General features: G+C 33.4%; 22 protein-coding genes. 11 read left to right on the forward strand and 11 right to left on the reverse strand.

Annotated features, from left to right (window positions below):
* Positions 1-113: 113 nt before the first annotated feature.
* The 5 genes from RH82_RS10895 to RH82_RS10915 form a co-directional block, all read right to left on the reverse strand.
* Positions 114-860 carry a succinate dehydrogenase/fumarate reductase iron-sulfur subunit gene (locus tag RH82_RS10895; RefSeq protein ID WP_034060701.1) on the reverse strand — a complete coding sequence of 249 codons (747 nt, stop codon included), beginning with the start codon at positions 858-860 and terminating at the stop codon, positions 114-116.
* A 9-nt stretch (positions 861-869) separates the two neighbouring features.
* Positions 870-2,867, reverse strand: coding sequence for a fumarate reductase/succinate dehydrogenase flavoprotein subunit (locus tag RH82_RS10900; protein ID WP_034060702.1), 1,998 nt, complete (start codon positions 2,865-2,867; stop codon positions 870-872).
* 15 nt (positions 2,868-2,882) lie between these two features.
* Entirely contained in the window at positions 2,883-3,569 is a 687-nt protein-coding gene (locus tag RH82_RS10905) for a succinate dehydrogenase cytochrome b subunit (RefSeq protein WP_034060703.1), read from the reverse strand.
* A gap of 99 nt (positions 3,570-3,668) precedes the next feature.
* Positions 3,669-4,904, reverse strand: a complete 1,236-nt coding sequence (locus tag RH82_RS10910) for a TonB-dependent receptor (RefSeq protein WP_034060704.1) — start codon at positions 4,902-4,904, stop codon at positions 3,669-3,671.
* A gap of 122 nt (positions 4,905-5,026) precedes the next feature.
* Positions 5,027-7,864, reverse strand: coding sequence for a WD40/YVTN/BNR-like repeat-containing protein (locus RH82_RS10915; RefSeq protein WP_034060706.1), 2,838 nt, complete (start codon positions 7,862-7,864; stop codon positions 5,027-5,029).
* Between the two features lie 131 nt (positions 7,865-7,995).
* On the opposite strand from RH82_RS10915, the gene RH82_RS18845 reads away from it, so the two are divergent.
* The 6 genes from RH82_RS18845 (at position 7,996) to RH82_RS10935 (ending at position 12,139) form a co-directional block, all read left to right on the forward strand.
* Complete coding sequence (locus RH82_RS18845; RefSeq protein ID WP_241148047.1) at positions 7,996-8,163, forward strand: hypothetical protein; 168 nt, start codon at positions 7,996-7,998, stop codon at positions 8,161-8,163.
* Entirely contained in the window at positions 8,160-8,579 is a 420-nt protein-coding gene (locus tag RH82_RS18195; RefSeq protein ID WP_241148051.1) for a Crp/Fnr family transcriptional regulator, read from the forward strand. The genes RH82_RS18845 and RH82_RS18195 overlap by 4 nt, the downstream gene beginning before the upstream one ends.
* A gap of 119 nt (positions 8,580-8,698) precedes the next feature.
* Entirely contained in the window at positions 8,699-9,991 is a 1,293-nt protein-coding gene (locus tag RH82_RS10920) for an aminopeptidase P family protein (protein ID WP_034060707.1), read from the forward strand.
* Position 9,992: 1 nt separating this feature from the next.
* Positions 9,993-10,706, forward strand: coding sequence for a YqjF family protein (locus RH82_RS10925; RefSeq protein ID WP_034060708.1), 714 nt, complete (start codon positions 9,993-9,995; stop codon positions 10,704-10,706).
* A gap of 35 nt (positions 10,707-10,741) precedes the next feature.
* On the forward strand, positions 10,742-11,392 hold the full coding sequence (locus RH82_RS10930) for a hypothetical protein (RefSeq protein WP_034060710.1): 651 nt from the start codon (positions 10,742-10,744) through the stop codon (positions 11,390-11,392).
* A 21-nt stretch (positions 11,393-11,413) separates the two neighbouring features.
* A complete protein-coding gene (locus RH82_RS10935; protein ID WP_262494871.1) occupies positions 11,414-12,139 on the forward strand; it encodes a tRNA-uridine aminocarboxypropyltransferase in 726 nt (241 codons plus the stop codon).
* Between the two features lie 362 nt (positions 12,140-12,501).
* Here RH82_RS10935 and RH82_RS10940 read toward each other — a convergent pair whose 3' ends face one another.
* The 5 genes from RH82_RS10940 to brnQ all read right to left on the reverse strand — a co-directional run bounded on the left by RH82_RS10940 (position 12,502) and on the right by brnQ (position 16,644).
* Positions 12,502-12,882 carry a cupredoxin domain-containing protein gene (locus RH82_RS10940; RefSeq protein WP_034060712.1) on the reverse strand — a complete coding sequence of 127 codons (381 nt, stop codon included), beginning with the start codon at positions 12,880-12,882 and terminating at the stop codon, positions 12,502-12,504.
* Positions 12,883-12,934: 52 nt separating this feature from the next.
* Positions 12,935-13,291: a hypothetical protein gene (locus RH82_RS10945; RefSeq protein ID WP_034060716.1), complete on the reverse strand. Its 357-nt coding sequence runs from the start codon at positions 13,289-13,291 to the stop codon at positions 12,935-12,937.
* A gap of 108 nt (positions 13,292-13,399) precedes the next feature.
* Entirely contained in the window at positions 13,400-13,957 is a 558-nt protein-coding gene (locus RH82_RS10950) for a carboxymuconolactone decarboxylase family protein (protein WP_034060718.1), read from the reverse strand.
* A gap of 538 nt (positions 13,958-14,495) precedes the next feature.
* Positions 14,496-15,335: a helix-turn-helix domain-containing protein gene (locus RH82_RS10955; protein WP_034060721.1), complete on the reverse strand. Its 840-nt coding sequence runs from the start codon at positions 15,333-15,335 to the stop codon at positions 14,496-14,498.
* A gap of 7 nt (positions 15,336-15,342) precedes the next feature.
* Positions 15,343-16,644: a branched-chain amino acid transport system II carrier protein gene (brnQ, locus tag RH82_RS10960; RefSeq protein ID WP_034060722.1), complete on the reverse strand. Its 1,302-nt coding sequence runs from the start codon at positions 16,642-16,644 to the stop codon at positions 15,343-15,345.
* A 182-nt stretch (positions 16,645-16,826) separates the two neighbouring features.
* Here brnQ and RH82_RS10965 point away from each other — a divergent pair, with 182 nt between their 5' ends.
* The gene (locus RH82_RS10965; RefSeq protein WP_206420425.1) at positions 16,827-17,606 is read left to right on the forward strand and encodes an alpha/beta fold hydrolase; all 780 of its coding nucleotides are present in this window, start codon (positions 16,827-16,829) and stop codon (positions 17,604-17,606) included.
* Between the two features lie 318 nt (positions 17,607-17,924).
* On the opposite strand, the gene thiL is transcribed toward RH82_RS10965, so the two are convergent.
* Positions 17,925-18,971 carry a thiamine-phosphate kinase gene (thiL, locus tag RH82_RS10975; RefSeq protein WP_034060727.1) on the reverse strand — a complete coding sequence of 349 codons (1,047 nt, stop codon included), beginning with the start codon at positions 18,969-18,971 and terminating at the stop codon, positions 17,925-17,927.
* A 183-nt stretch (positions 18,972-19,154) separates the two neighbouring features.
* Between thiL and RH82_RS10980 the strand changes: the two genes are divergently transcribed.
* Genes RH82_RS10980 through RH82_RS10995 form a run of 4 tightly spaced genes read left to right on the forward strand, consistent with a single transcriptional unit; the run spans position 19,155 to position 24,320 of the window.
* On the forward strand, positions 19,155-20,693 hold the full coding sequence (locus RH82_RS10980) for a choice-of-anchor B family protein (RefSeq protein ID WP_034060729.1): 1,539 nt from the start codon (positions 19,155-19,157) through the stop codon (positions 20,691-20,693).
* Positions 20,694-20,712: 19 nt separating this feature from the next.
* Entirely contained in the window at positions 20,713-22,188 is a 1,476-nt protein-coding gene (locus tag RH82_RS10985) for a choice-of-anchor B family protein (RefSeq protein WP_241148048.1), read from the forward strand.
* An 11-nt stretch (positions 22,189-22,199) separates the two neighbouring features.
* Positions 22,200-23,543, forward strand: coding sequence for a hypothetical protein (locus RH82_RS10990; RefSeq protein ID WP_052158309.1), 1,344 nt, complete (start codon positions 22,200-22,202; stop codon positions 23,541-23,543).
* Positions 23,544-23,555: 12 nt separating this feature from the next.
* Positions 23,556-24,320, forward strand: coding sequence for an MbnP family protein (locus RH82_RS10995; RefSeq protein ID WP_034060734.1), 765 nt, complete (start codon positions 23,556-23,558; stop codon positions 24,318-24,320).

A 24,320-nucleotide genomic window follows, 5' to 3' on the forward strand; every position in this document is an offset into this window, starting at 1 on the left:
AGTGCTAATAATTAATTATATAAACCTTAAACCACTTATTTCAATAAAGTAGCTAGTACTAAAAAATCCATACTTACGTATGGATTTTTTAATTATATGTAAACTTTTAAATTTTACCCTTTTAATGAAGCAGATAAATACTCACGATTCATACGTGCAATATTTTCTAATGAAATTCCTTTTGGACATTCAACTTCACAAGCTCCAGTATTAGTACAGTTACCAAAACCTTCGTCGTCCATTTGCTTAACCATATTTAAAACGCGGTCAGTAGCTTCAACTTTACCTTGTGGTAATAATGCAAATTGAGACACTTTTGCAGAAACAAATAACATAGCAGACGAGTTTTTACAACTCGCTACACAAGCTCCACATCCAATACATGTTGCAGCATCAAAAGCAGTATCTGCATCGTGTTTATCAATTGGAATTGCATTAGCGTCTTGCGTATTTCCAGAGGTGTTTACCGAAATAAACCCACCTGCTTGTTGAATACGATCAAAAGCGCTTCTATCTACAATTAAATCTTTAATAACAGGAAAAGCAGTTGCTCTCCATGGCTCAATAAAAATAGTATCGCCATCTTTAAAGCTTCTCATGTGCAATTGACAAACGGTTACCATAGAATCTGGCCCATGTGCTTGTCCGTTAACAAACATAGAACAAGAACCACAAATACCTTCACGACAATCGTGGTCAAAAGCAACAGGTTCTTCACCTTTTTCTATAAGCTCTTGATTTAATACATCCAGCATTTCTAAAAATGACATGTCAGGAGACACCTCTGTGATTGGATAATCAACAATTTTACCTTTATCGTTAGCGCCTTTTTGACGCCATATTTTCAACGTTAAATTCATAGCTCTTTATTATTTGTAACTTCTCTCTTTAACTTCTATGTTTTCGTAAACTAAATCTTCTTTATGAAGTACAGCATCTTTTGGCTCTCCTTTAAATTCCCAAGCAGATACAAACTGAAATTCTTTACGACGCATCGCTTCACCTTCTGGTGTTTGATATTCATCTCTAAAGTGACCTCCTGCAGATTCTTCTCTTACTAAAGCATCTTTAGCAAATAACTCTCCTAATTCAAGGAAATCTGCAACACGACCGGCTTTTGCTAGTTCTTCATTATACTCGTTAGCTTCACCAGGAATTTTAACATCTTTCCAAAATTCTTCTCTTAACTCAGCAATTTCTGTAATCGCTTCTTTAAGATCTTTTTCGTTTCTGGCCATTCCACATTTATTCCACATGATTTTTCCTAATTTCTTATGGAAGTAATCTACAGAATGTGTTCCGTTATTATTAACTAGTTTATCTATAATTTCAGTTGCGCTTTTCTCAGCTTCATCAAATTCTTTTGAATCTATCGAGATTGGTCCTGTTCTAATATCATCAGCTAAATAATCTCCAATAGTGTATGGTAATACAAAATAACCATCTGCTAATCCTTGCATTAATGCAGAGGCTCCTAATCGGTTAGCTCCATGATCAGAGAAATTAGCTTCTCCAATAGCATACAAGCCAGGTACGGTAGTCATTAAATTATAATCTACCCAAATACCACCCATTGTATAATGCACAGCTGGATAAATCATCATTGGAGTTTCGTATGGGTTTTGATCTACAATTTTCTCGTACATCTGAAATAGATTCCCGTACTTATTCTTAACAATTTCCTGACCTAATTTTCTAATTAATATTGCATCATCTTCATCTAAACCTTTTACATGCGCTTGCTCTTTTCCATAACGCATAAAAGCAGAAGCAAAATCCAAATACACAGCTTCTCCTGTTTTATTTACGCCATATCCAGCATCGCAACGCTCTTTAGCTGCTCTAGAAGCAACATCTCTTGGAACAAGGTTCCCAAAAGCAGGGTAACGGCGTTCTAAATAATAATCTCTATCGTCTTCAGCAAGTTGTGTTGGCTTTAAACTTCCATCACGAATAGCTTCGACATCTTTTTTATGTTTTGGCACCCAAATACGTCCATCGTTTCTTAAGGATTCAGACATCAAAGTTAACTTCGATTGATGGTCTCCAGAAACAGGAATACATGTTGGGTGAATTTGTGTATAACAAGGATTTGCAAAATAAGCACCACGTTTGTGTGCTTTCCATGCAGCCGTTACGTTAGATCCCATGGCATAGGTTGAAAGGTAAAATGCATTACCATAACCTCCAGTTCCTAAAACAACAGCATGAGCAGAATGACGTTCAATTTCACCAGTAACTAAGTTACGTGCAATAATCCCTCTTGCTTTTCCATCTACAATAACAACGTCTAACATTTCGTGACGTGTGTGCATTTTTATTTTACCACGCCCAATTTGGCGGTTCATAGCAGAATAAGCACCTAATAATAATTGTTGACCTGTTTGTCCCTTCGCGTAAAATGTACGCGATACTAATACACCTCCAAATGAGCGGTTGTCTAATAGACCACCATAATCTCGAGCAAAAGGAACACCTTGAGCGACACATTGGTCGATAATATTTGTAGACACCTCAGCTAAGCGATGTACATTAGATTCTCTAGAGCGGTAATCTCCACCTTTTACGGTATCGTAGAATAATCTATAGGTAGAATCGCCATCGCCTTGATAATTTTTCGCTGCATTAATTCCGCCTTGTGCCGCAATTGAATGTGCACGCCTAGGCGAATCTTGAAAACAAAATGCTTTAACGTTATAACCAAGTTCTGCCAAAGTTGCAGCAGCAGATCCTCCAGCTAATCCTGTACCAACAATGATAACATCAATAAGACGCTTGTTAGCCGGGTTTACTAGGTTTATTTTATTTTTATGATTGGTCCATTTATCTGCAATTGGACCTTGAGGTATTTTAGAATCTAAAGCCATAAATCTCTCTGTGTATTAATGATTAAAAAAGTGAAAAAGTGCAATAAAAATGAATCCTAATGGAATTCCAATTGCATAAACTTTACCAAATCCTATTAATCCTTTTGTGTATTTGTTATTTGCTCCAACCGATTGAAAGGCTGAGTTAAAACCATGTAGTAAGTGTAATGCTAGAAATACAAAAGAGATTACATACAATACAACTCTCCATCCATCTACAAATTTATGTTGTAAGTGCTCTAAATATCTGTAACCGCTTTCTGCATTGTTTGGATCTATAAGACCAGACATATCCCCATCAATAAACTTGATGCTTATTTCTGGAAACCAAAAGTCGTAAAAATGAAGTCCCATAAAACCTAGAATAGCTAGTCCACTCCAAATCATGTTTCTACTCATCCAAGAAGAATTTGCTCCTCCATTGTTTTTGGCATAACTAATTTGTCTTGCTTTGTTGTTTTTAATCTCTAAAACAAATCCCATTACAAAGTGAAACACTACACCCAAAATTAGCACTGGTTGTAATAGATATTGAATAACCCAAAACGTTCCCATAAAGTGTGACACATCGTTAAATATATCTGGACTAAATACAGAAAGGATGTTAATTGAGAAGTGTTGAAGTAAGAATACCATTAAGAAGAGTGCCGAAAGTGCCATGGCAAACTTTCTTCCTATGGAAGAATTTAAAATTCCGCTCATTATTTTTGTAGTTAAAGTATTGTTCTTACAAAGATAACGAGGAACATGTGCCCAAACAAATTTTACTAGTTTTTAAAATTTATTTAGAATGAATATAAGTTAAAAGTTAAATCTTGGGTTAACTATAGAATTATAGATAGATCCAAATTGATAGCTAAAACCAACATTAACTCTATAGTTATAACCAGATTGCAATTGCTGTTGCTGAAGCAGTAACTCTTCTAAAGAAACATCTCCTGCTGGAAGGTTAACTTGATTTCTAGTAATCCTATAATTACCTCCAACATTAAAATTAAACCCTTTAAAAACTCTAATGTTTGCTCCCAAATAAAAGCCTAAAGAATTTAGGGTTATATCGTGTAAAAATTGATTAAACGAAGCTTCTCCGTTAATGTTTCCCCATTCTTGTCTTACACTTCCTCCTAACAAAACAGAATGTTGCCATAGTAATTCATTAACTTCATCAAAGACTGAACGCTCGATATAATCGTTATATCGAATTCCATTTCGGTAAGATAAAATAAGTTGTTTTTTGGCAGAGTTTTCGTATTTAAAAAAATTATATTCTATAGCAGGCTGAAACTGTAAATAGTTGTCAAAATTACTAAATGTTGACGTTCCCGTTCTACCAAAAAAACCATAAGACCAATGGTCATTTATACTTATAATATAGTTAACATTTAAATACTTGTTATTGTTAATTGCTACAATATCAGTACCGTCATAAGTAAATGTGGATTTATTTTCACTGAATCCCGCATTTAAAGAAAATTTATTTTGTTCTGTTACTCGTTTTGCAGAAACATTAAAATTTAAATTAGAAGAGTTATTAGCTTCTTGTCCTCTAAAATTACCACCAGCACCTAGTCTAAACACCCAATAATTCCAGGGATCATTAATGTCCTCTTTATTTTCCTCATCTGCCGGTTTTGGAACAGATACTGATACATCATAATAGTTCCCTGTGGCTATCCAGAAACGCACTAAACCTAGTTTTATATATTCTAATATATTGTTTCGTCTATCATCACTAGTCATATTAGAATCTAGAAAAAATTCTAATTTGAAATTAATAGACTCTAATTGGTTTTTTCCAATAAAATCTATTTCGTATTGTCTTCCTCCAGAACCATTTCCTTGGGTTACAAAAAAAAGATGAACATTGCCAAGACTCTGGTCTCTTACAAACTCCACATGCCCTAAGTTTTGTTTAATATACGTATTATCACACACGTTACAATCTAGAAATATTTTGAGGACTTCATTTGAATTTTCTTGACCGCAAACAACACTTGTAAATAATAAGGAAAGTAAAAGAATAGAAGATTTTATCATTACTGATTTAATTGATTGATTGAAAGATGAGTGCACAAATTACACTTAAACAAAACGGCTCCTTTCCGCTTTTAGTTTATTTTAACAAAAAATCAATACTTTAGCTCTAATATAAAGGCGCTTTATTCAATTTCAAGTTCTTTTGAAACTCCATCAACATAAATTAGATAATTTCCTTTTGGCAGGTAGTACTTATCATTTTTAGCTTTATTTATATCTATTGAAGTGTTCTCTTTTAATAACTTTTTTCTTCCTTTTTCTGTAATTGTTAAATCATAATCCACGTAATTAAAACCTTTATCTATAGGGACTTCCATCGTTTGCAGGACTGAGTTTTTATCACTTTTAATCTCAATAGTTTTTTTACCAGCATTACTAGCATAAAATTTAATTTGAGTTGAAGGCTCATAGGGTTTCATCCATTTACTCCAACTGTTTCCCCAACGACTGCTCGCTCTAATTTTCTTTACTTCAAAAAGAGTGATCGCTTCATTCATTAAACCAGTACTCATTTTTTGTAGTGGTTCTACATTTGTTTTATAAATACTTCTTCCATGCGTTCCAAGTAACAAATCGTTACTCTCTGTATGCAAAACCATATCATGCACAGCAACCGCTGGTAAATCTTTAGAAAACGCCTCCCATATTCCTCCATTATTAAAGGACACATAAGCACCATTATCTGTACCTAAATACAGAATGTTTTTATTTACATAATCTTCACGAATAACATTTACTGGAGAATTTGGTATATTATTGCTAATGCTTTTCCATGTTTTACCATAATCTTCACTTGAAAACACGTAAGCATTAAAAACGTCGAAACGGTAACCATTTAGCGTAACATATACTTTGTTTTTATGATGCTTAGAAGCAATAACTCTACTTACCCATAAATCTTCCGGCAAGCCTGCGCTTATATCTTCCCAACTGCCACCTGCGTTTTTTGTTACTTGCACTAATCCATCGTCACTTCCTGTGTAAATTAACCCAAATTCAAAAGACGATTCACTAATTGTAGTTAATGTACCATAAGCTACATTTCCAATTTTTCCGCCTTGCGTTAAATCGGGAGAAATAGCTTTCCAAGAATCACCTTTATCCATCGAGCGCATTAATTTATTGCCTCCTAAATATAGAATGTCTTGATTATGATTTGATAAATGAATAGGTGTTTGCCAGTTAAATCGATAAGGTGTATCGCCTAACTCATGTTTAGGTTGAATGTATTTTTGTTTACCCGTTTCTCTATTAATTCTATAATAGTTTCCAAACTGATAACCCGTATACACAATATCTGGATTACGATTATCGATTTCTATTTGCATACCATCGCCACCCATTATACTTTTCCATGGGTATTCTCCTCTTTGATGCCAACCTTTATCTTCTGGTGCATTATGCGCTCCGACCCAAACACCATTATCTTGCAAACCACCATAAACTCTGTAAGGCACTTGATTATCTACATTTATAGCATAAAACTGCCCAACTGCTGGAGAGTTATTTTTTATCCAATTTTCGCCATCGTCGTAACTTATATTTACACCACCATCGTTACCATTAACTATGTGGTTTGTGTTTTTAGGGTTTATCCAAAGCGCATGATGATCTGCATGCACATTTTCTGCACTTATAGACGTAAATGTTTTTCCGCCATCCTTAGATTTTAAAATTGGCACTCCATAAACATAAATACTATTCTCGTTATCTGGAGCTACATAAATATGTCCAAAATAATAACCGTAACTGTAATATAAATCGTCTAAATAATCGTCGTGTGTTTTCTTCCAAGTTTTTCCACCATCAATACTTTTATAAATTTCGGCACCAATTACTGGTGTATCAAATAGCATAGAATTTGCATTTTCAAGGTAATTTGCAATATCAATAGGTTTTACGTTTCCACTTCTAACCATTTGCTTTACATTTTCCGCTCGGTACTTTTCTTGAAAGCCATTCGTTTTTAAAAATCCGTTGAGTTTTTTATCTTCAAGATTTAAAAAATCCTGAGTCGTCATGGTTTTAAAATCGTCTTTTTTAAGACCTCTTGATTTTTCATTTTTGTCTTCGGAAGGTCTCCTAAACTGACTGTCATGAATAGCATAAATAATATTATCATCGTAAATCGCCAATCCTATTCTACCCACTCCATTTCCAGTTGGAAATCCACTAGTTTCAGTGGATACTTTAGTCCAGTTTTCTCCTGCATCTGTACTTTTATAAATAGCGGAGTTATTTCCGTTGCCATCAAAATTCCACGCTTTTCTATCTTTAGTCCAAGACGACGCAAACATGATATTGTAGTTGTTTGGTGCATGCTGTACATCTATAATACCACTAACATTATCAACAAACAAGGTTTTGTTCCATGTTTTTCCACCATCTTTAGTTTTATAAATCCCTCTATCGTCACTTTTAGAATATAATGCTCCTGTTACTCCTATTACTACCTCATCACCATTATTTGGGTTAATTAAAATACGTCCAATATGTTGCGAGTTTGGTAACCCAACGTTTTCCCAAGTTTCACCATTATTAGTAGATTTTAATATTCCAATACCTGAATAAGACGATCGCGACGCATTATTTTCTCCAGTTCCAACCCAAAGAGTTCGCGTTTTCCAGTCTACAGCAATATCACCAACATTTTGAGTTTGAGCGCTGTCTAGAATAGGTGTAAAAGTTGTACCGTTATTTGTAGTATGCCAAACACCTCCAGAGGCGTAACCAACATAAAACTCTGTTGGGTTTTCTGGATTTACTGCCAAATCTACAACACGACCGCTCATTACTGTTGGGCCAATGTTTTCAAAGGGTACATTCTTAACAAGAGAATGCTCCTCTAACTCTGCTTTCTTTTGCAAAGTTGTCTGAGACATTTCATTTTGAGATGTTGATTGTTGCGCTGTACTTAATAAACAAGCGAAAAATAATAAAGAACATAATTTAACTTTCATAAGGAATATATAAGGTGATTAAAGGTAAATTAAACTTTCTAAACCTACAACGTCCAATCAAAGAAATAAAGATTTTAATATAAGATTCATTTTATATTTATAAATTGAAACCTCTTAAACATTAATCTTTAATGAAAGTATTAAAAACCCATTTTAAAGACGCTTTAAAAAATAGCATTCAGGACGACTCACTAGCCTCTTATATTCCTGCTATTTTAGATAGTTTCACATTATTACAATTAAAAAAAATGAATTTTTTGTTAAAGAAGGTAATACTTGTAACTATTTTTGTTTTATAGAAAGCGGAATTCTTCTACATTCTATTTCTGTCTTAGGTGAGGAAAAAACAACTTACCTTGCTCTAAAACATTCTTTAACCTCGGCTTTAAATAGTTTTAAAAACAAAGCCCCTTCAAGAAAGAATATCAAAGCACTTAGTGATTGCAACCTATGGGTTATTAACCTTGAGGCTTTTAATGATTTAATTAAAAACAACCCAGCTTTTAATCGATTCTATTATAATTTAATTGAAAATCAAATTTTTCTAATTGATGAATATCGCATAGACCTACTGACTTTAACACCCGAAGAACGTTACAAAAAATTATTAGTAAACGACCCTAACTTAATACAAGAGGTTCCTTTGCACTATTTGTCTTCTTTTCTAGGGATTTCCTCAAGGCACATAACAAGAATTCGTAAAAACATAAAATAACGCCATATGGCTACTTAATTAAAAAAGGAATTAATTATTTTTGAAAAACATAATTAGTAATAAATTCTCCAATTTATTTCGATAAAGTCGCTAAAAAAGAGAATTAAAATAAATTTCTCATGAAATACCACAAAATAGATTCTGCCCTTTTTATAAAAAATCGTAAAAATTTCTCTGCGCAAATGCAAGCAAATAGCATAGCAGTATTTAACTCTAACGATATTTATCCAATAAGCGCAGATAGTACTTTACCTTTCGAGCAACATCGCGATATCTTTTATTTAAGTGGTGTGGATCAAGAAGAAAGTATTTTGGTAATGTATCCAGGTTGCCCAAATCCAAAAAATCGTGAAATCTTATTTTTAAAGGAAACAAACGAACATATTGCTATTTGGGAAGGTGAAAAATTAACTAAAGAAGCTGCCTTAGCAACTAGCGGAATAAAAACCGTGTATTGGTTACAAGATTTAGAAAAAGTAATGGCAGAGATGATGTCTCAATGCGATACGGTTTACATAAATACCAACGAGCATTATCGTGCTAATGTAGAAACCGAAACTCGTGAAGACCGTTTTACAAAGTGGTTAAAAAACAAATATCCTGCGCATAGTGTAGCTAAAAGCAATCCTATTTTACAACGTTTACGCTCTGTAAAAGACCAAATAGAATTAGATTTAATACAAACTGCTTGCGAAATTACTAATAAAGGTTTTAGACGTGTTTTAGGTTTTGTAAAACCTGGTATTTGGGAGTATAATATTGAAGCAGAATTTATGCACGAGTTTTTAAACAACCGTTCTAAAGGTTTTGCCTACACACCAATTGTTGGGTCTGGAAATAACGCAAATGTGTTACATTATATAGAGAATAATCAAGAATGTAAAGCAGGTGATTTAATATTGATTGATGCTGGAGCTGAATATGCCAATTTCGCGAGTGATATGACGCGTACAATTCCTGTTTCTGGAAAATACAGCGACAGACAAAAAGCAGTTTATAATGCTGTAAATAGAGTGAAAAATGATGCTACAAAAATGTTAGTTCCTGGAACTATTTGGGCAGATTACCATATTGAAGTAGGTAAATTAATGACGAGCGAACTTTTAGGTTTAGGCCTAATTAATACAGCAGATGTTAAAAATGAGAACCCAGATTGGCCAGCTTACAAAAAGTATTTTATGCATGGCACATCGCATCATATGGGATTAGATACGCATGATTATGGTTTATTACACGAACCAATGCAAGCCAATATGGTGTTTACTGTAGAACCTGGAATCTATATTCCAGAGGAAGGTTTTGGTATTAGATTAGAAGACGATGTGGTGATACAAAAAAATGGAGAGCCATTTAATTTAATGCGTAATATCCCAATTGAGGTTGAGGAAATCGAGGATTTGATGAACAAATAAAATGAGTTTCCTTAAAGCCGAATGGAGAAAACTTGCCTTTGCTAATTACGCCATTGATCCTAAAATTTTAGAATCTTATATTCCTTATGGAACAGAACTAGATTTTTGGAACAAAACGTGTTATGTGAGCCTTATCGGTTTTATGTTTGTAAACACGAAAGTGTTAGGTGTAAAGATACCTTTTCATGTCAATTTTGAAGAAGTGAATCTTAGATTTTACGTTAAGCGTTTTGAAAATAATGAGTGGAAACGTGGTGTTGTTTTTATAAAAGAAATTGTACCCAAACCTATTATAACTTTTGTTGCAAATACGCTTTACAAAGAGCATTATCAAACCATGAAAATGAAACACAAATGGGAAGATACCGCAAATGAAAAACAAGTAGAATACCATTGGAAGACTAATTCTCATTGGCAATCGTTTACTATTAAAGCAGACAAAAACGAATCTGAAATCCCATTAAATAGCGAGACAGAATTTATTACAGAGCATTATTGGGGTTACGCAAAATATAGCGTTACCAAAACTAACGAATACGAAGTTACACACCCAAAATGGAATCAATACCGTGTTATTGGTTATAAGATAAATGTAGATTATGGTGCTGTTTATGGTCAAGATTTTGATTTTTTAACTTCGCTAAAACCAGATTCTGTTATGCTTGCTGAAGGCTCAGAAATTACTGTTGAAAGCAAAAGGAGTATTAAAAATTAGTATATTTTTGCCCAAGTTGTTAAATAATTAACAAAATGAAAACCATTGCTACTTGTGTAGAAGAAATTCTAGTAACACAGCCATTCCTCGAAGAAGCTTTATCACGAAGCATTATTAATTTTTCTGCTTTGGCAGAAGAATTACAAGCACCAATTGGTGCTATGTTACGTAAACCAGTAAAAACTGGCGCCATAATGATGGCTCTACGTCGTTATAATCCGCCAAAAGATTTAAGACACTCCAACAAACTAAAACAGGTCTTAAAAAACTTAGGAGATATTACTGTACGCTCTAATTTGGTCGATTTTACTTTCAAAAATTCTAAGACCTTAATTAATAGTCATAGTAAACTATTAGAAACTATAGACAGCAATGCCTTTTATGGCTTTTCTCGAGGTATTTACGAAAGCAATATGGTGATTTCTGTCTCTGAAAAACAAAAAACACAAGATCATTTTAAAGGTGAACTCATGATTGGTTTAAAAGAAAACCTATCTGCAATAAGTATTCGTTTACCAGAAAACAACTCTAAAATCTCTGGTTTGTATTACCAAATTTTTAAACGTTTTGCTTGGGAAGGTATTTCTTTATACGAAGTAATTTCTACTACAAACGAGTTTACTGTTTTGGTTGAGGATCATAGTGTAGAGAAGGCATTTTCTGCAATAAAAAAATTAAATAATTAGAAAAATAAAGAGATATTCACTTTGCAAGTAGAAATAAAAAATCCAAGAATAAAATGTTACAAATGCATGAGCCCAAAAAGCACATGTATTTGTAAATACATTCGTCCTTTCCAGACTAAGACTCGATTTATTATTCTTATGCACCCGAAGGAGTACAAAAAAGAAAAAAACGGAACGGGACATATGACTAAGCTTCAACTTGAAAATTCAGAAATTATAGTTGGTGTCGATTTCACCAATAATAATCGTGTAAATGAAATACTGACTAAAGAAAAAAGTTCTTTTTTACTCTATCCAGGAAAAGATAATTTCAACTTATCTCTAAGAAAAAGTTCAGAAATAAATTCAATTATGGGTAACAATCCGCACATTTTTATTCTTGATGGCACATGGCCATGTGCTCGTAAAATGCTTAAACTAAGTAAGAACTTGCAAAAGCTAAACAGAGTGAGTTTTGATAATAAAATAAAATCAAAATTTATTATCAAGCAGCAACCAGAAGCTCTTTGTCTTAGTACTATTGAGTCAGTCTATACTGTCATAAATTTACTTAAGGAAGGCGATTTAGAACAATGCGAGACGACGGGTTTCCTTATTCCTTTTGAAAAAATGATTGCGTATCAACTTGAATATATGCTAAACCCAAATAATAAAAACTATCGTTCAACTGCGAACAGTGAGATTATTGCTAAGAACATGTATAAGAAAAATACAGAAAGAAGTATTATTTATGAACAAGAAAGTTAAATCTCTTTTTCGCGGATATTAGTTATAAAATTAAACGTATTAAATACCAAATGCGGATCTTAATTTATTGAAACTAATCAAAAGGAACACTTAGTAGAATTGATTATTATAACAAGTGAGTTAATGAGATATACTGGACGAAACAAAGATGAAACGGAATAGTAGCGAATAAAAAACGAGCTATAACAGCCTATAAAAATAACGCCTTGTAACGGCATATTTACGAGAATCCTATCTGATTTTCTATCTGTGATTTATTTACTAAAACTCCTACTTGAAATACGCCACTCTTCTTATACTAGGCGTTAAACGAAATAAACAAAAAAGCGAGCTTTTTCACTACTTAAAAACTAATTAATCAACTACTCTACTATTAATGTGTATTCCGGTGTTTTATTAAAAGGACAAAAGTATTTATAGGTTCCTTTTCTAAGTGTAACTTCTTTAGAAGATTCTGTTTGACCATGCTTTACCATTTGAGAAACATAAGCATCCGCAATGTGGTTTTTTGCATCTTTACCATCTTTTCCTGCTTCTATTAATACTAAACCTACTTCTGGTGCTGCATCAGTATTTGTTACATTAAACACATAAGTACCTTCTGATACTGTTATTGCTTTTTGTGTAAATTCTCCTGCTGTTTGCTCTAAAGAAATTGTTTTCACTGCTTTCATCATTTTGTCTTGCGCTCCAGATACTAATGTGAAGGCTACTAAAAATACTGCTAATACAAAATTTTTCATGATTTGATTTTGTTTAATTATTTGTTATTATTTATTGTTTTTATTACTCTAATTATGCGTGATAATAGCGCTCTCTATAGATTTTACCATCTTTCCACTCTGTAGCAACTGCTTGCTCTGAAAGCATAGTACTACCATCTTTCATCTTCAATTCCATTTCTGCAGTATAAAATGAATTACTACCTTGAACAGCTATGTTTTTTACATCGTATCTTACAAACTCTTCTAACTGATTCTTAATAAAATCGTGCTCAAAGTCTAAATTGAATTTCTTGCCTTTTTTAGGTGCATTATTTGCTTCTCGTAATTCCACGTCGTCATGCAAATACGTTTCCATTGCTTCAATAAATTGACCTTCTGCTAATAATTCGTGAACATGTTTTAAATTTTTTTTAATTGGATTTGCCATTGCGTTTGTTTTAAATGATTATTTTTTGAGTTGATTTTTTTTGAATAGTATTAACGACTCCTCAACACCATTTTTTATAATTAAAAAACCACTCGAAGTGATCGGTTATTATTGCACTATTGCATATTTTCCTGCTTCTACAGATGGAAAATCTACTTCTGTTTTTGCTAGGTGGTTTACATAATTTGTAAGCGTATTAGACACTACGTTAAGAACGATTTCTAGTATTTCGCCATCGTTAAAACCTGCTGCTTTAACGTCGCCAATAGCTTCCGTAGATACTTGTCCGCGATTTGCTGTTACCGCTTGGGCAAATTGTAATCCTGCTTGTGCTTTTTGGTCGTTTGCTAAACCTTGACGGCTTTGTTCTGTTTGCTCGTCTGTTAAGCCATTCATTTTACCTATTGCTGTGTGTGCAGATAAACAGTAGTTACATGAATTCGTTTCGGCAATTGCTAAAGCCAATTGTTCACGGTATTTGTTTGTAAATTCTCCGCTTGCAGTTAATTCGCCTAAACTTAAATAGGTTTGTAATGTTGCTGGAGAATTACCAAATACTTTAATAAGGTTTGGTATAAAACCTAACTTCTTTTGTACTGCGTTAAATAACTCTTTAGCTTTTCCTGTTGCTGTTGCTGGGTTTAATGTTTTAATTCTTGTACTCATAATGACTATTCTTTTTATTTAAAGTGGTGTCCGTTCGAATTGAGAGTTTTTAGCCGAAGTATCGAGAACATCTCGATACAATTTTTTTGTACTTTAAAAGCGCTCGCACTGACATATTGTTATTATTGATTTACTAATTATTCTCTTTTGAACATTCGCATAATTGTTGTTCCGGCTTTTGCTCGTCGTAAGTTTGGTATCCCCAACAATTTGGACATTGTTTGTTTTCTGTTGCTTTCATAATTGGTTTTGTTTTTTAGGTTACTATTTATTTACACTGCAAAGATGCAACGAGAAGTCGCCATTAAAAATGGACAAAAGTTCCTTATACTTGGACAAGCCTAAATTTATTGGGTTTTATTGAGTTTCGAACCGGCAATTTTCGCGTGAAGGATGGAAGTGGCATCCTTTTTTTGCGGATACAACTAATGCTAATATGAAAGTAACTACATTGGTTTATAGAGAAATAGATACTAAAAAAATAAGCATAAAAAAAGATATAACGGACAGCCTGACCTGTAAGGTCACGCCCAAAATATTAGTACTCTTTTCTAAATTGTAATGGTGATTTTGAAGTGGCTTTGGTGAAAAACCTGCTAAAATATGCCGAGTCGTTAAAACCTAGATCGTAAGCGATTTGTTTTACGGCTTCGTTTGTGTACACGAGTTGGCGTTTAGCTTCAAGGACTATTCTGTTTTTTATAAAATCGCTAGGTGTTTGTGCGCCTACTTTTTGAAAGTTTTTGGTAAGCGATTTTGGCGATAATGCTAGTCTATTAGCATAATCTGTTACTGAGTGTAGCGTTTTGTAATTTTGCTCTACTAGCAGGCTAAAGTCTTTAAATAGTTTAGTCTCGACATCTGTTTTTATAGGATGATGTTCTTTTTGTATGCGTACCGAATGGATAATAAACTGCTTTAAATAGGTTTGCAACATATCGTATTGGGCAGTTTCGGTATTTTCAAATTCTTCGACAAGGCTTTCTAATATAAAACTGAGTTTTTTAGTATCGTTTTCGCATGGTTTTACAAAAGGTGTTTCGTAAACGTTATTAAATAAAACACCATTGCAAGCAACTTCTTTATCGTGTGTTTGGATGCAGTAAAAGTCACGAACAAATGTAATTTTGTAGGCTTCTTTTATTTTTTCGGAATCTACAGAGAATACTTGTCTTGGCGAGAGAAAGAACAACACATTTTCGTTAAAGGAATAGCTTTCAAAATCTATATTATAGGTGCCTTTCCCATCTTTTATCCAATAAATACTATAAGCATCTATTTGCTCTGGTTTATTAACCACACAGGCTTTTTCGAATTGCACGACGCTTAACGAAAAGAGGTCTTTATATTTATAAGTTGAAATGTCTTGTACTGCCATTACTAAATTATAGAGTTGTAGGCTTAGTCGTAAAAGTTTTAATATTTAACACTAAAAACACAATTAATGCTGGTAACACCCAACCTAAACTGTGTTTAGCAAAAGGAATTATATTAATGAGGTTGATTAGTCCTTCCGAAGGCATTAAAAACCCTAAAACATCTGGAATGCTAAATATAAAGGTCACCAAAACAACTAGTCTAAAAACTGTTTTTGACGCGAACTTTTGGGGTATCGCATTTAACAGAATAAGTATAATTGTTATTGGATAGATAAATAATAATATTGGCAATGCAATGACAATAATCGAGTTAAAGTTTAATTGACCCACTACTACTCCAAACACACATGCTATTATTGCAGTAATAATATAAACGGTTTGAGAATTATTAATTAAGCCTTTAAAATAATCTGCTGTTCCTGTTACAATACCTACTGCTGTTGTAAAACAGGCTAATGCTATTAACACACTTAATGCTGTGTTACCAAAAGTACCCAATGCCTTTGTACTAATACCTCTTAGTAAATTTGCGCGTTGCATATCGCTACTTAATGCGCTATTAACATCGATCTCTGAACCATAAAATGCACCAACCGCAATAAGTCCAGCATAAATAATAAATAAACCTAATCCTGCTATGAGTCCAGACTTTTTAATGAGTTCTTTTTTAGCTTCAAAGGACGCATTCCCTTTTAAATTAATAGATATAATAATGACTGCACCAACAACTACCGCTCCAATAGCATCAAAAGTTTGGTAGCCTTCTAAAATCCCTTTTACAATTGGTGTTTCAAACTGAGATGTATTTGTAATCATTTGTGTAGAAAACAAACCAATACCAATTACCAAAAGCAACATAATAACTATAAAAGGAGTTAGGTATTTTCCAATAAAATTTAATATTTTAGATCGGTTTAAAGCAAAAAGTAGTACCAAAATAAAATAAACACTACTGGTTAATAATGGTGAAGTCCCAAAGTTTGGGTGTATTGCAATTTCGTGGGTTGCTGCTGCTGTTCTTGGAGACGGGATTGCAACTGCAATTATATAAATAAGCACACAATAGACTAAGCTAAAAACTGGTGACACTTTTTTACCAAAATCGTATAAAGTTCCTTGTAATTTTGCATGTGCATAAATACCAATTATAGGTATTGCAACAGCAGTAATTATGAATCCTAAGGTTACCCAAAACCAATCTTCTCCTGAATTATAACCCAAAAGTGGTGGCAACAATAAATTTCCTGCTCCAAAAAACAGGGAGAATAAGGCGAAACTAGTAATTAATAAATCTTTGGTTTTATTCATTTTTGATAAAAGACAGAGCTTACCTTTATTTTAGTATAGCTCTTAATTATATTTGTCTAATATACTTTAAATTGATTTCATACCATTCTTCTTTTCGTTTTTGAGCAAAAGAAAAGGGCGTTTTTTTATTTTGAACTAGAAAAGGCAAAAGAACATTTTAAAGGTTAAAAATTAAGAGGAGGATGGTATTCAAATACAAAGGCATAGAAAAATTTTACACAGATCAAGGCAAAGGTTCTGCTTTGGTTTTACTTCATGGTTTTCTGGAAGACAGCTCAATGTGGCAAGAATTAATTCCAGAACTCACTAAAAAAAACAGAGTTATTACTATAGATTTGTTAGGTCATGGTAAAACGGGATGTTTAGGGTATGTCCATACCATGGAAGATATGGCAGCCGCTGTTTATGCTATTTTAAAACACTTAAAACTTAGAAAATACATTTTTATTGGCCATTCTATGGGTGGTTATGTTGCTTTGGCCTTTACAAGGCTATATCCTGAAAGCATTAAAGGTTTATGTTTATTGAATTCTACTTACGAAGAAGATGACAATGAAAGAAAACAATTAAGAGCACGAGCCAACAAAATGGTTCAAAGCAATTATGTAAATATGGTTCGCATGAGTTTTGCTAATCTTTTTAGTGCTGAAAGCAAATTGAAACATGCTAAAGCTTTCAACTTAGCTTTAGAAATTGCACTAAAAACACCTATTCAAGGTTATATGGCTGCTAATGAGGGCATGAGACAGCGCGAGGACACTTCGGTTTTCTTTGCAGAAGCTTCCTTTAAAAAAGTTGTTTTATTAGGAAAAAAAGACACAATTTTAAACGTTAACGACATGCTTAAGTTTACTAATAAACATACTATTGAAACCCATGTCTTTTCTGAAGGACATATGAGTCATATTGAAAACAAGGAAGAAGTAACACAACAAATATTGCATTTCATCGAAAAAATATAGTGTTTTGTCGGGTATTTAGAATTTTAAATTATATTTAAACTCTTAAAAATCAGCATTAAGAGTAAAATTAAGATAAAACCTGAACTAATTCATGTCTATGTTTTGTAATCTATTTGGCCATAAATACGAAGTTTCCAAAAAAATTACGTATCACTTAAAAGAATACAAATGCTGTAATTGTAAAAAACAACTGACTACAAATAGCAATGGAAAGTTAGTTGAACTTACGCCAAAACACAAAGAAATAAACTCAATTTTATCTAAAATTTATACTAATAAACAAGCAAGACTTCACAAAGGTGGATTAAAAATAACGTCTTAGTTATCGAAATTTTTCCAACCTTGCGCTTGTAATGGTATTTTTGTTTCTCCTCTAGTCACTAAATTAGCTCCAATATTTTTTTCTGTAATATATCCAATAACTGTTAAATTAGGGTTGGCTTTTATTTTTGGAAAATCTTCTTGAGAAATCGTCATTAACAACTCATAATCTTCACCTCCATTTAGTACAACTGTGGTACTATCCATCTTAAATTCTTCGCAAGTTGAAATAACTTGTGGATCTAAAGGCAGTTTATCTTCATATAAATCGCAACCTACCTCACTAGCTTTACATATATGTAAAATTTCTGAAGACAAACCATCGCTAATATCAATCATAGCTGTAGGCTTAACCTCTAAATCTTTCAGCAATTTAATTATGTCTTTTCTCGCTTCAGGTTTTAACTGGCGCTCCATAACGTATGTGTAAGCATCCAAATCTGGTTGATTATTTGGGTTTACTTTAAACACTTCCTTTTCACGCTCTAAAATTTGAAGTCCCATATAAGCTCCTCCTAAATCACCTGTTACAACTAACAAATCGTTTGGTTTTGCACCATTTCTATAGACTACATCTTCGGTTTTAACTTGTCCTATTGCGGTTACAGAAATTAATAATCCAGAAGTAGAAGATGTTGTGTCCCCTCCAACAACATCAACATTATATATTTTTGCTGCTAATGCAATACCTTCGTATAAAGCTTCCAAAGCCTCTAAAGGAAACCGGTTAGATACAGCTATAGATACTGTAACTTGGGTCGCTTCGGCATTCATAGCATAAACATCAGATAAGTTTACGACAACAGCTTTATAACCTAAATGTTTTAAAGGCACATAGCTTAAATCGAAATGTACGCCTTCTACCAACATATCTGTAGTGACTACAATTTGCTTCTTTTTAAAATCTAAAACCGCTGCATCATCTCCAATACTCTTAATGGTAGATTTCTGTTTAATCTCAAACTGCTCTGTTAAGTGTTCTATTAATCCGAATTCTCCCAATTCGCTTAAAGGTGTACTTGCTTGATTTTTATCTTCTATCATAGTGCAAAAATAAGAAGTTGAATTAATAATCAGGGTAAATTTGTATATAATGTGTTTTCATAATAAAAAGACACTATAAACGCCCTAAATCAAAAATTGAAATACAAGTATTTTAACACTAAAATCAGCGTTTTACCATTTTATTTCTTAATTTCGTGCTACTTATTTCAAAAAATTAAATTCATGTTTAAAAACTACATTTTTGTTCTAATTGTTTGTTTTTGTTTTCAAAGCGGATTAAACGCTCAAACACCTTGCGTTTCTGGCATGGCTGGTGTTTATGAATGTAACGATTACGATTTAATGTCAAGAATCCCAGTCTCTGAATTAGGGATGCCCTTAGCACCTGCTAGGGCGAACGATATATGGGGATGGACAGATCCTTTAGATGGAAAAGAGTATGCAATTGTTGGCACAAGAAATAGTACGGCCTTTGTAGATGTTTCAAACCCACTAAACCCAATTCTTTTAGGACGTATTGAATCTGCAAACAGTAATGCTTCTGCTTGGAGAGATATAAAGGTATATAATAATCATGCGTTTATTGTTGCAGATATAATTGGAGATCATGGCATGCAAGTATTCGATTTAACACTACTTAGAGATGGCGTTGATGCCGATTTAACGTATGACGGAACTCAAGTCTTAAGATATCAAGGCGATGGTGGTACGGGAGACTTAGTTATTGGTAGTTGCCATAATATTGTTATTAATGAATCTGAAGGTGTTGCGTATTTAGTAGGATGCAGTTCTGCTAATGGTGGAGGGCCAATTTTTGTAGATATTACAAATCCTACTAGCCCAACAGTTATAGGAGACTACACGGCTGGAGGTTATTCACACGATGCACAAGTAGTAACATATACTGGACCAGATACAGACTATTACGATCCTGCAAATGGAATTTCTGGGACACAATTATATATTGGAAGCAATGGTGCTGCTGATCAAGTTGTGATTTTAAATGTAACAGATAAAAATAACATTACATTAATTAGTTCATTTACATATCCTCAAATAGCTTATGCTCACCAAGGTTGGTTTACAGACGATCAACGTTATTTTATATTAGGTGATGAGATTGATGAATTAGATTTTGGAAATAATTCACGTACGTTAGTGTTCGACTTTCTAGATTTAGATTTAAATACTAATATGGCTAGCATACCTGCAAACCTGATGAATACCTATTTAGGACCAACTGCTGCTATAGATCACAATGGCTACGTAAAAGGGAACACCTTTTACCTCGCGAACTACAGAGCTGGCTTACGTGTTTTAGATGTTTCTATATTAACATCTAGCAACAACACAAATGCAGAAATTGGTTTTTTTGACACCCATCCAGGAAGTAACAGTGACGACTTTAATGGTACATGGAGTGTGTATCCTTATTTTGCAAGTGGTAACATTATTATTAGTGATATAGAACGTGGTTTATTTGTTGTTAGAAAAAGTGGAACGACACTAAGCACGCCAAGCATTGATCTATCAGTAAGCTTTTCTTTATTTCCAAATCCAACAACATCTATTTCAACTTTAAAAAGCGATAACGATATTCCAATTGAAACCGTTGAAATATATAGTATTCTTGGACAAGAAGTATTTAAAAAAGATAATATTAATGCTCTAGAATACGTTCTTCCTACAACAGGTTACTCCGCTGGGATTTACATTATTAAAATTAATAATGTTAAAACAAAAAAACTGGTTATAAAATAAAATTGAAAAAATGAAAAAAATGAAAAAAATCACTTCTGCTGTTTTAATTTTAATAACCATTGGAATTACAATGTATAGCTGTCAAGACGAACCTGTAGATTTTGTTCCTATTGTTGATACAGACGGTGATGGCATTTTGGATACAGTAGATAATTGTTTACAAATTGCAAATCCAGACCAAGCCGATTTAAATGGTAATGGCATTGGTGATGCTTGTGAACCAAATGCAGATAGTGATAATGATGGTATTCCAGATACTGAAGACAATTGTATAAACACGCCTAACCCAGATCAAGCCGATACAGACAATGATGGTATTGGAGATGCTTGTGAAACTGGCACTAATCCCATAACTCCATTATCGCCTTGCGAAAATGGTATGGCAGGAATTTACCCTTGTAATGGAATAGACTTATTAGCTGAAATTAATACCGAAACTCTTGGTGGAGATGCTAGTATTGAAGGTAGCGATATTTGGGGATGGACAGATCCAACCACCAATAATGAATACGCAATAATAGCTTTAACAAATAGCACAGCATTTATTGATATTACAGACCCTGTAAACCCAGTGTATTTAGGACGATTAAACTCTAGCGCAGGAACAAATTTTTGGAGAGATGTAAAAGTATATAATAATCATGCTTTTATAGTTGCAGATGGAGCTGGACCTCATGGTATGCAGGTTTTCGATTTAACAAGACTAAGAAACGTTGTAAATATACCAGAAGTTTTTACTGTAGATGCAATTTATACAGGTGTGGGAAGCTGTCATAACATTGTAATAAACGAAAGCGAAGGCGTTGCTTATTTAGTTGGCTGTTCTTCAACTAATGGTGGAGGACCAATTTTTGTGGATATTTCTAACCCAATGAACCCAACCTTTTTAGGCGATTATACTGCAGCTGGCTACACTCACGATGCACAAGTTGTTACATACAATGGTCCAGATTCAGATTATACTGGTAAACAAATATATGTAGGTAGTAATGGTAATACCGATAAAGTTGTAATTCTAGACGTTACAGATAAAAGCAATGTAATTCAAATTAGCGACTTTACGTATCCTCAAACAGATTACGCACATCAAGGTTGGTTTACAGACGACCATGCTTATTTTATTCTGGGCGATGAGTTAGACGAGCAAGGTTTTGGCTTTAATACTAAGACTTTAATATTCGATTTTACAGATTTAGATAATCCAACGTTATCATCTACTTACACTGGACCAACTGAAGCAATAGACCATAACGGTTATGTAAAAGGCAATGAATATTATCTTGCAAATTATAGAGCAGGATTGAGAATATTAGACATTACTAATATCTCTGCAGCTTCTAATTCAATGACAGAAACTGCTTTTTTCGACACATTCCCATCTAGTAACAGTGCTAATTTTAATGGTGTATGGAGTGTTTACCCGTATTTCGCTAGTGGCAATATAATTATTAGCGACATCGAAGGCGGCCTATTTATAGTTAGAAAAAGCAATTAATAATTTATTAAATGAACTCTAAAACATCTTTATTACTCTATTTTTTCGGTTTAATAACCATACTAAGTTGTAAAAACGATGATGATGGTGTAATAAATAGCAATACAACTTCGACAGGATCAGTTTCCTCTGTTAAAACAGTTGGAGGCTCTAAAAACGACAGTGCACAAGAAATTGTTAGCACTAGCGATGGAGGTTACGCTATACTAGGTTTTACACAAAGTATAGATGGAGATATTATAGACAAACAAAACGAAAATTTCGATTTCTGGGTATTAAAATTCAATGAAGAAAACGACATACAATGGAATAAAACCTATGGTGGAACAGGAGATGATAAAGGGCAAGATATTATTCAAACTTCCGATGGTGGATATGCCATTATAGGTTCAAGTTTTAGTAACGATGAAGATGTTTCGGGAAATCATGGTCAAAATGATTATTGGTTAGCAAAACTAGATGCTTCAGGTAATATTTCATGGCAAAAATCTTATGGCTACCAAGGAGCAGATTATGGTATTTCTGTCATTCAAACTAACGATTCTGGATACCTTATAACTGGTGTTTTAGACGTTACAGCTTCAGGAGGCGCAGGTAACACCTCTAAACAAAGAAGTAATCATGCAGGTGGAGATTATTGGGCTCTAAAACTAGATGCATCTGGCACTATAGAATGGAGTAAATATTATGGTGGATTATTTACAGATTCTCCAGAAAGTATTGTGCAAACAGAAGATAATGGATTCATAATTGTTGGAGGATCCGATAGTATGGACACTGATATTTCTAACAATATTGGATCTTACGACTTTTGGGTACTTAAAATTTCGGCAACAGGTGCAATAGTATGGGAGAAATCTTATGGTGGAGAAGAGATTGATGAAGCTTGGTCGATTGTAAAATCTGGCGATGGTAATTATATAATTGCTGGAGACACTAGAAGTAACACTGTAAACGTCTCTAATAATATTGGCGCTGCAGATGTATGGTTAATTAAAATTTCGCCTACAGGCGAATTACTTTGGGAAAAAACCATTGGAGGAACTGGTTTTGATGTTGCTAGAGACATTTCAGCAACTCAAGATGGTGGGTTTTTACTAGCAGGAAGCTCACGAAGTAACGATGTAGATGTTTCAGAAAATAAAGGACAAAACGATGCTTGGGCTGTAAAGGTTGACAGCAACGGAAACATAGAATGGGAAACCAGTATTGGCGGAACAAACATAGATTTCGCTTATGGAATTACAGAATTAAATAATAAAAAAGTAGTTGTAATTGGCGACACAACAAGTGACGACGAGGATATTATTGAAAACAAAGGGTTTACAGATTTACTCATAGTCCATATCGACTAAAAACAGAATACAATGAAAAGAATTTTTGCCTTATTATTATGTGCAACTGTAGCGTTTACTTCATGTGGAGAAGATAACGATGACAATATAAAAGCAAATGCAAACGTTAATTTTAAATTTTCACATACTTGGGATAATACCACAATAAACAGTAACAACTTAACAACCGAAACGGTAACGAATGCTAATGGTGAAGTTATAAATATGACACGCATTAGATACCTGATTTCAAAATTACAATTAGTAAATAGTGCTGGAATTATTTACAGTTTTGACGGTTACAAGTTTACAGATTTAGAAGATATTAACACCTACGATTTTACACCAGAAAACAATGCCATTCCAGCAGGAACTTATACACTTAAATTTGTTTGGGGATTTAACGAAGAAGACAATATTGATGGCAATTATACAGATTTAAACAGTGCCTCATGGAATTGGCCAAGCATGCTAGGTGGTGGTTATCATTTTCTTCAATTTGATGGTATGTACAATGTAGATACAACGCCAAGCCCTTTTAACTTTCACAATGGAACAGCTCGTGTAAGCATGGGTGTTTTTGAACAAAATTTTGCAACTATTGAATTAGAAACACCACTAATTATAAATAATAACGCAACAATTAATATATCTATGGATATTTCAGAATTATTTAAAAACCCTAATACTTGGGATTTAAATGTTCTTGACACTCCACTAATGCCCAATTACGATGCACAAAAATTGATGCAGCAAAATGTTATGAGTTTATTTAGTATTGAAGGTATTACACAATAA

It is taken from the genome of Lacinutrix jangbogonensis (assembly GCF_000797445.1).
Lineage (GTDB): Bacteria > Bacteroidota > Bacteroidia > Flavobacteriales > Flavobacteriaceae > Lacinutrix > Lacinutrix jangbogonensis.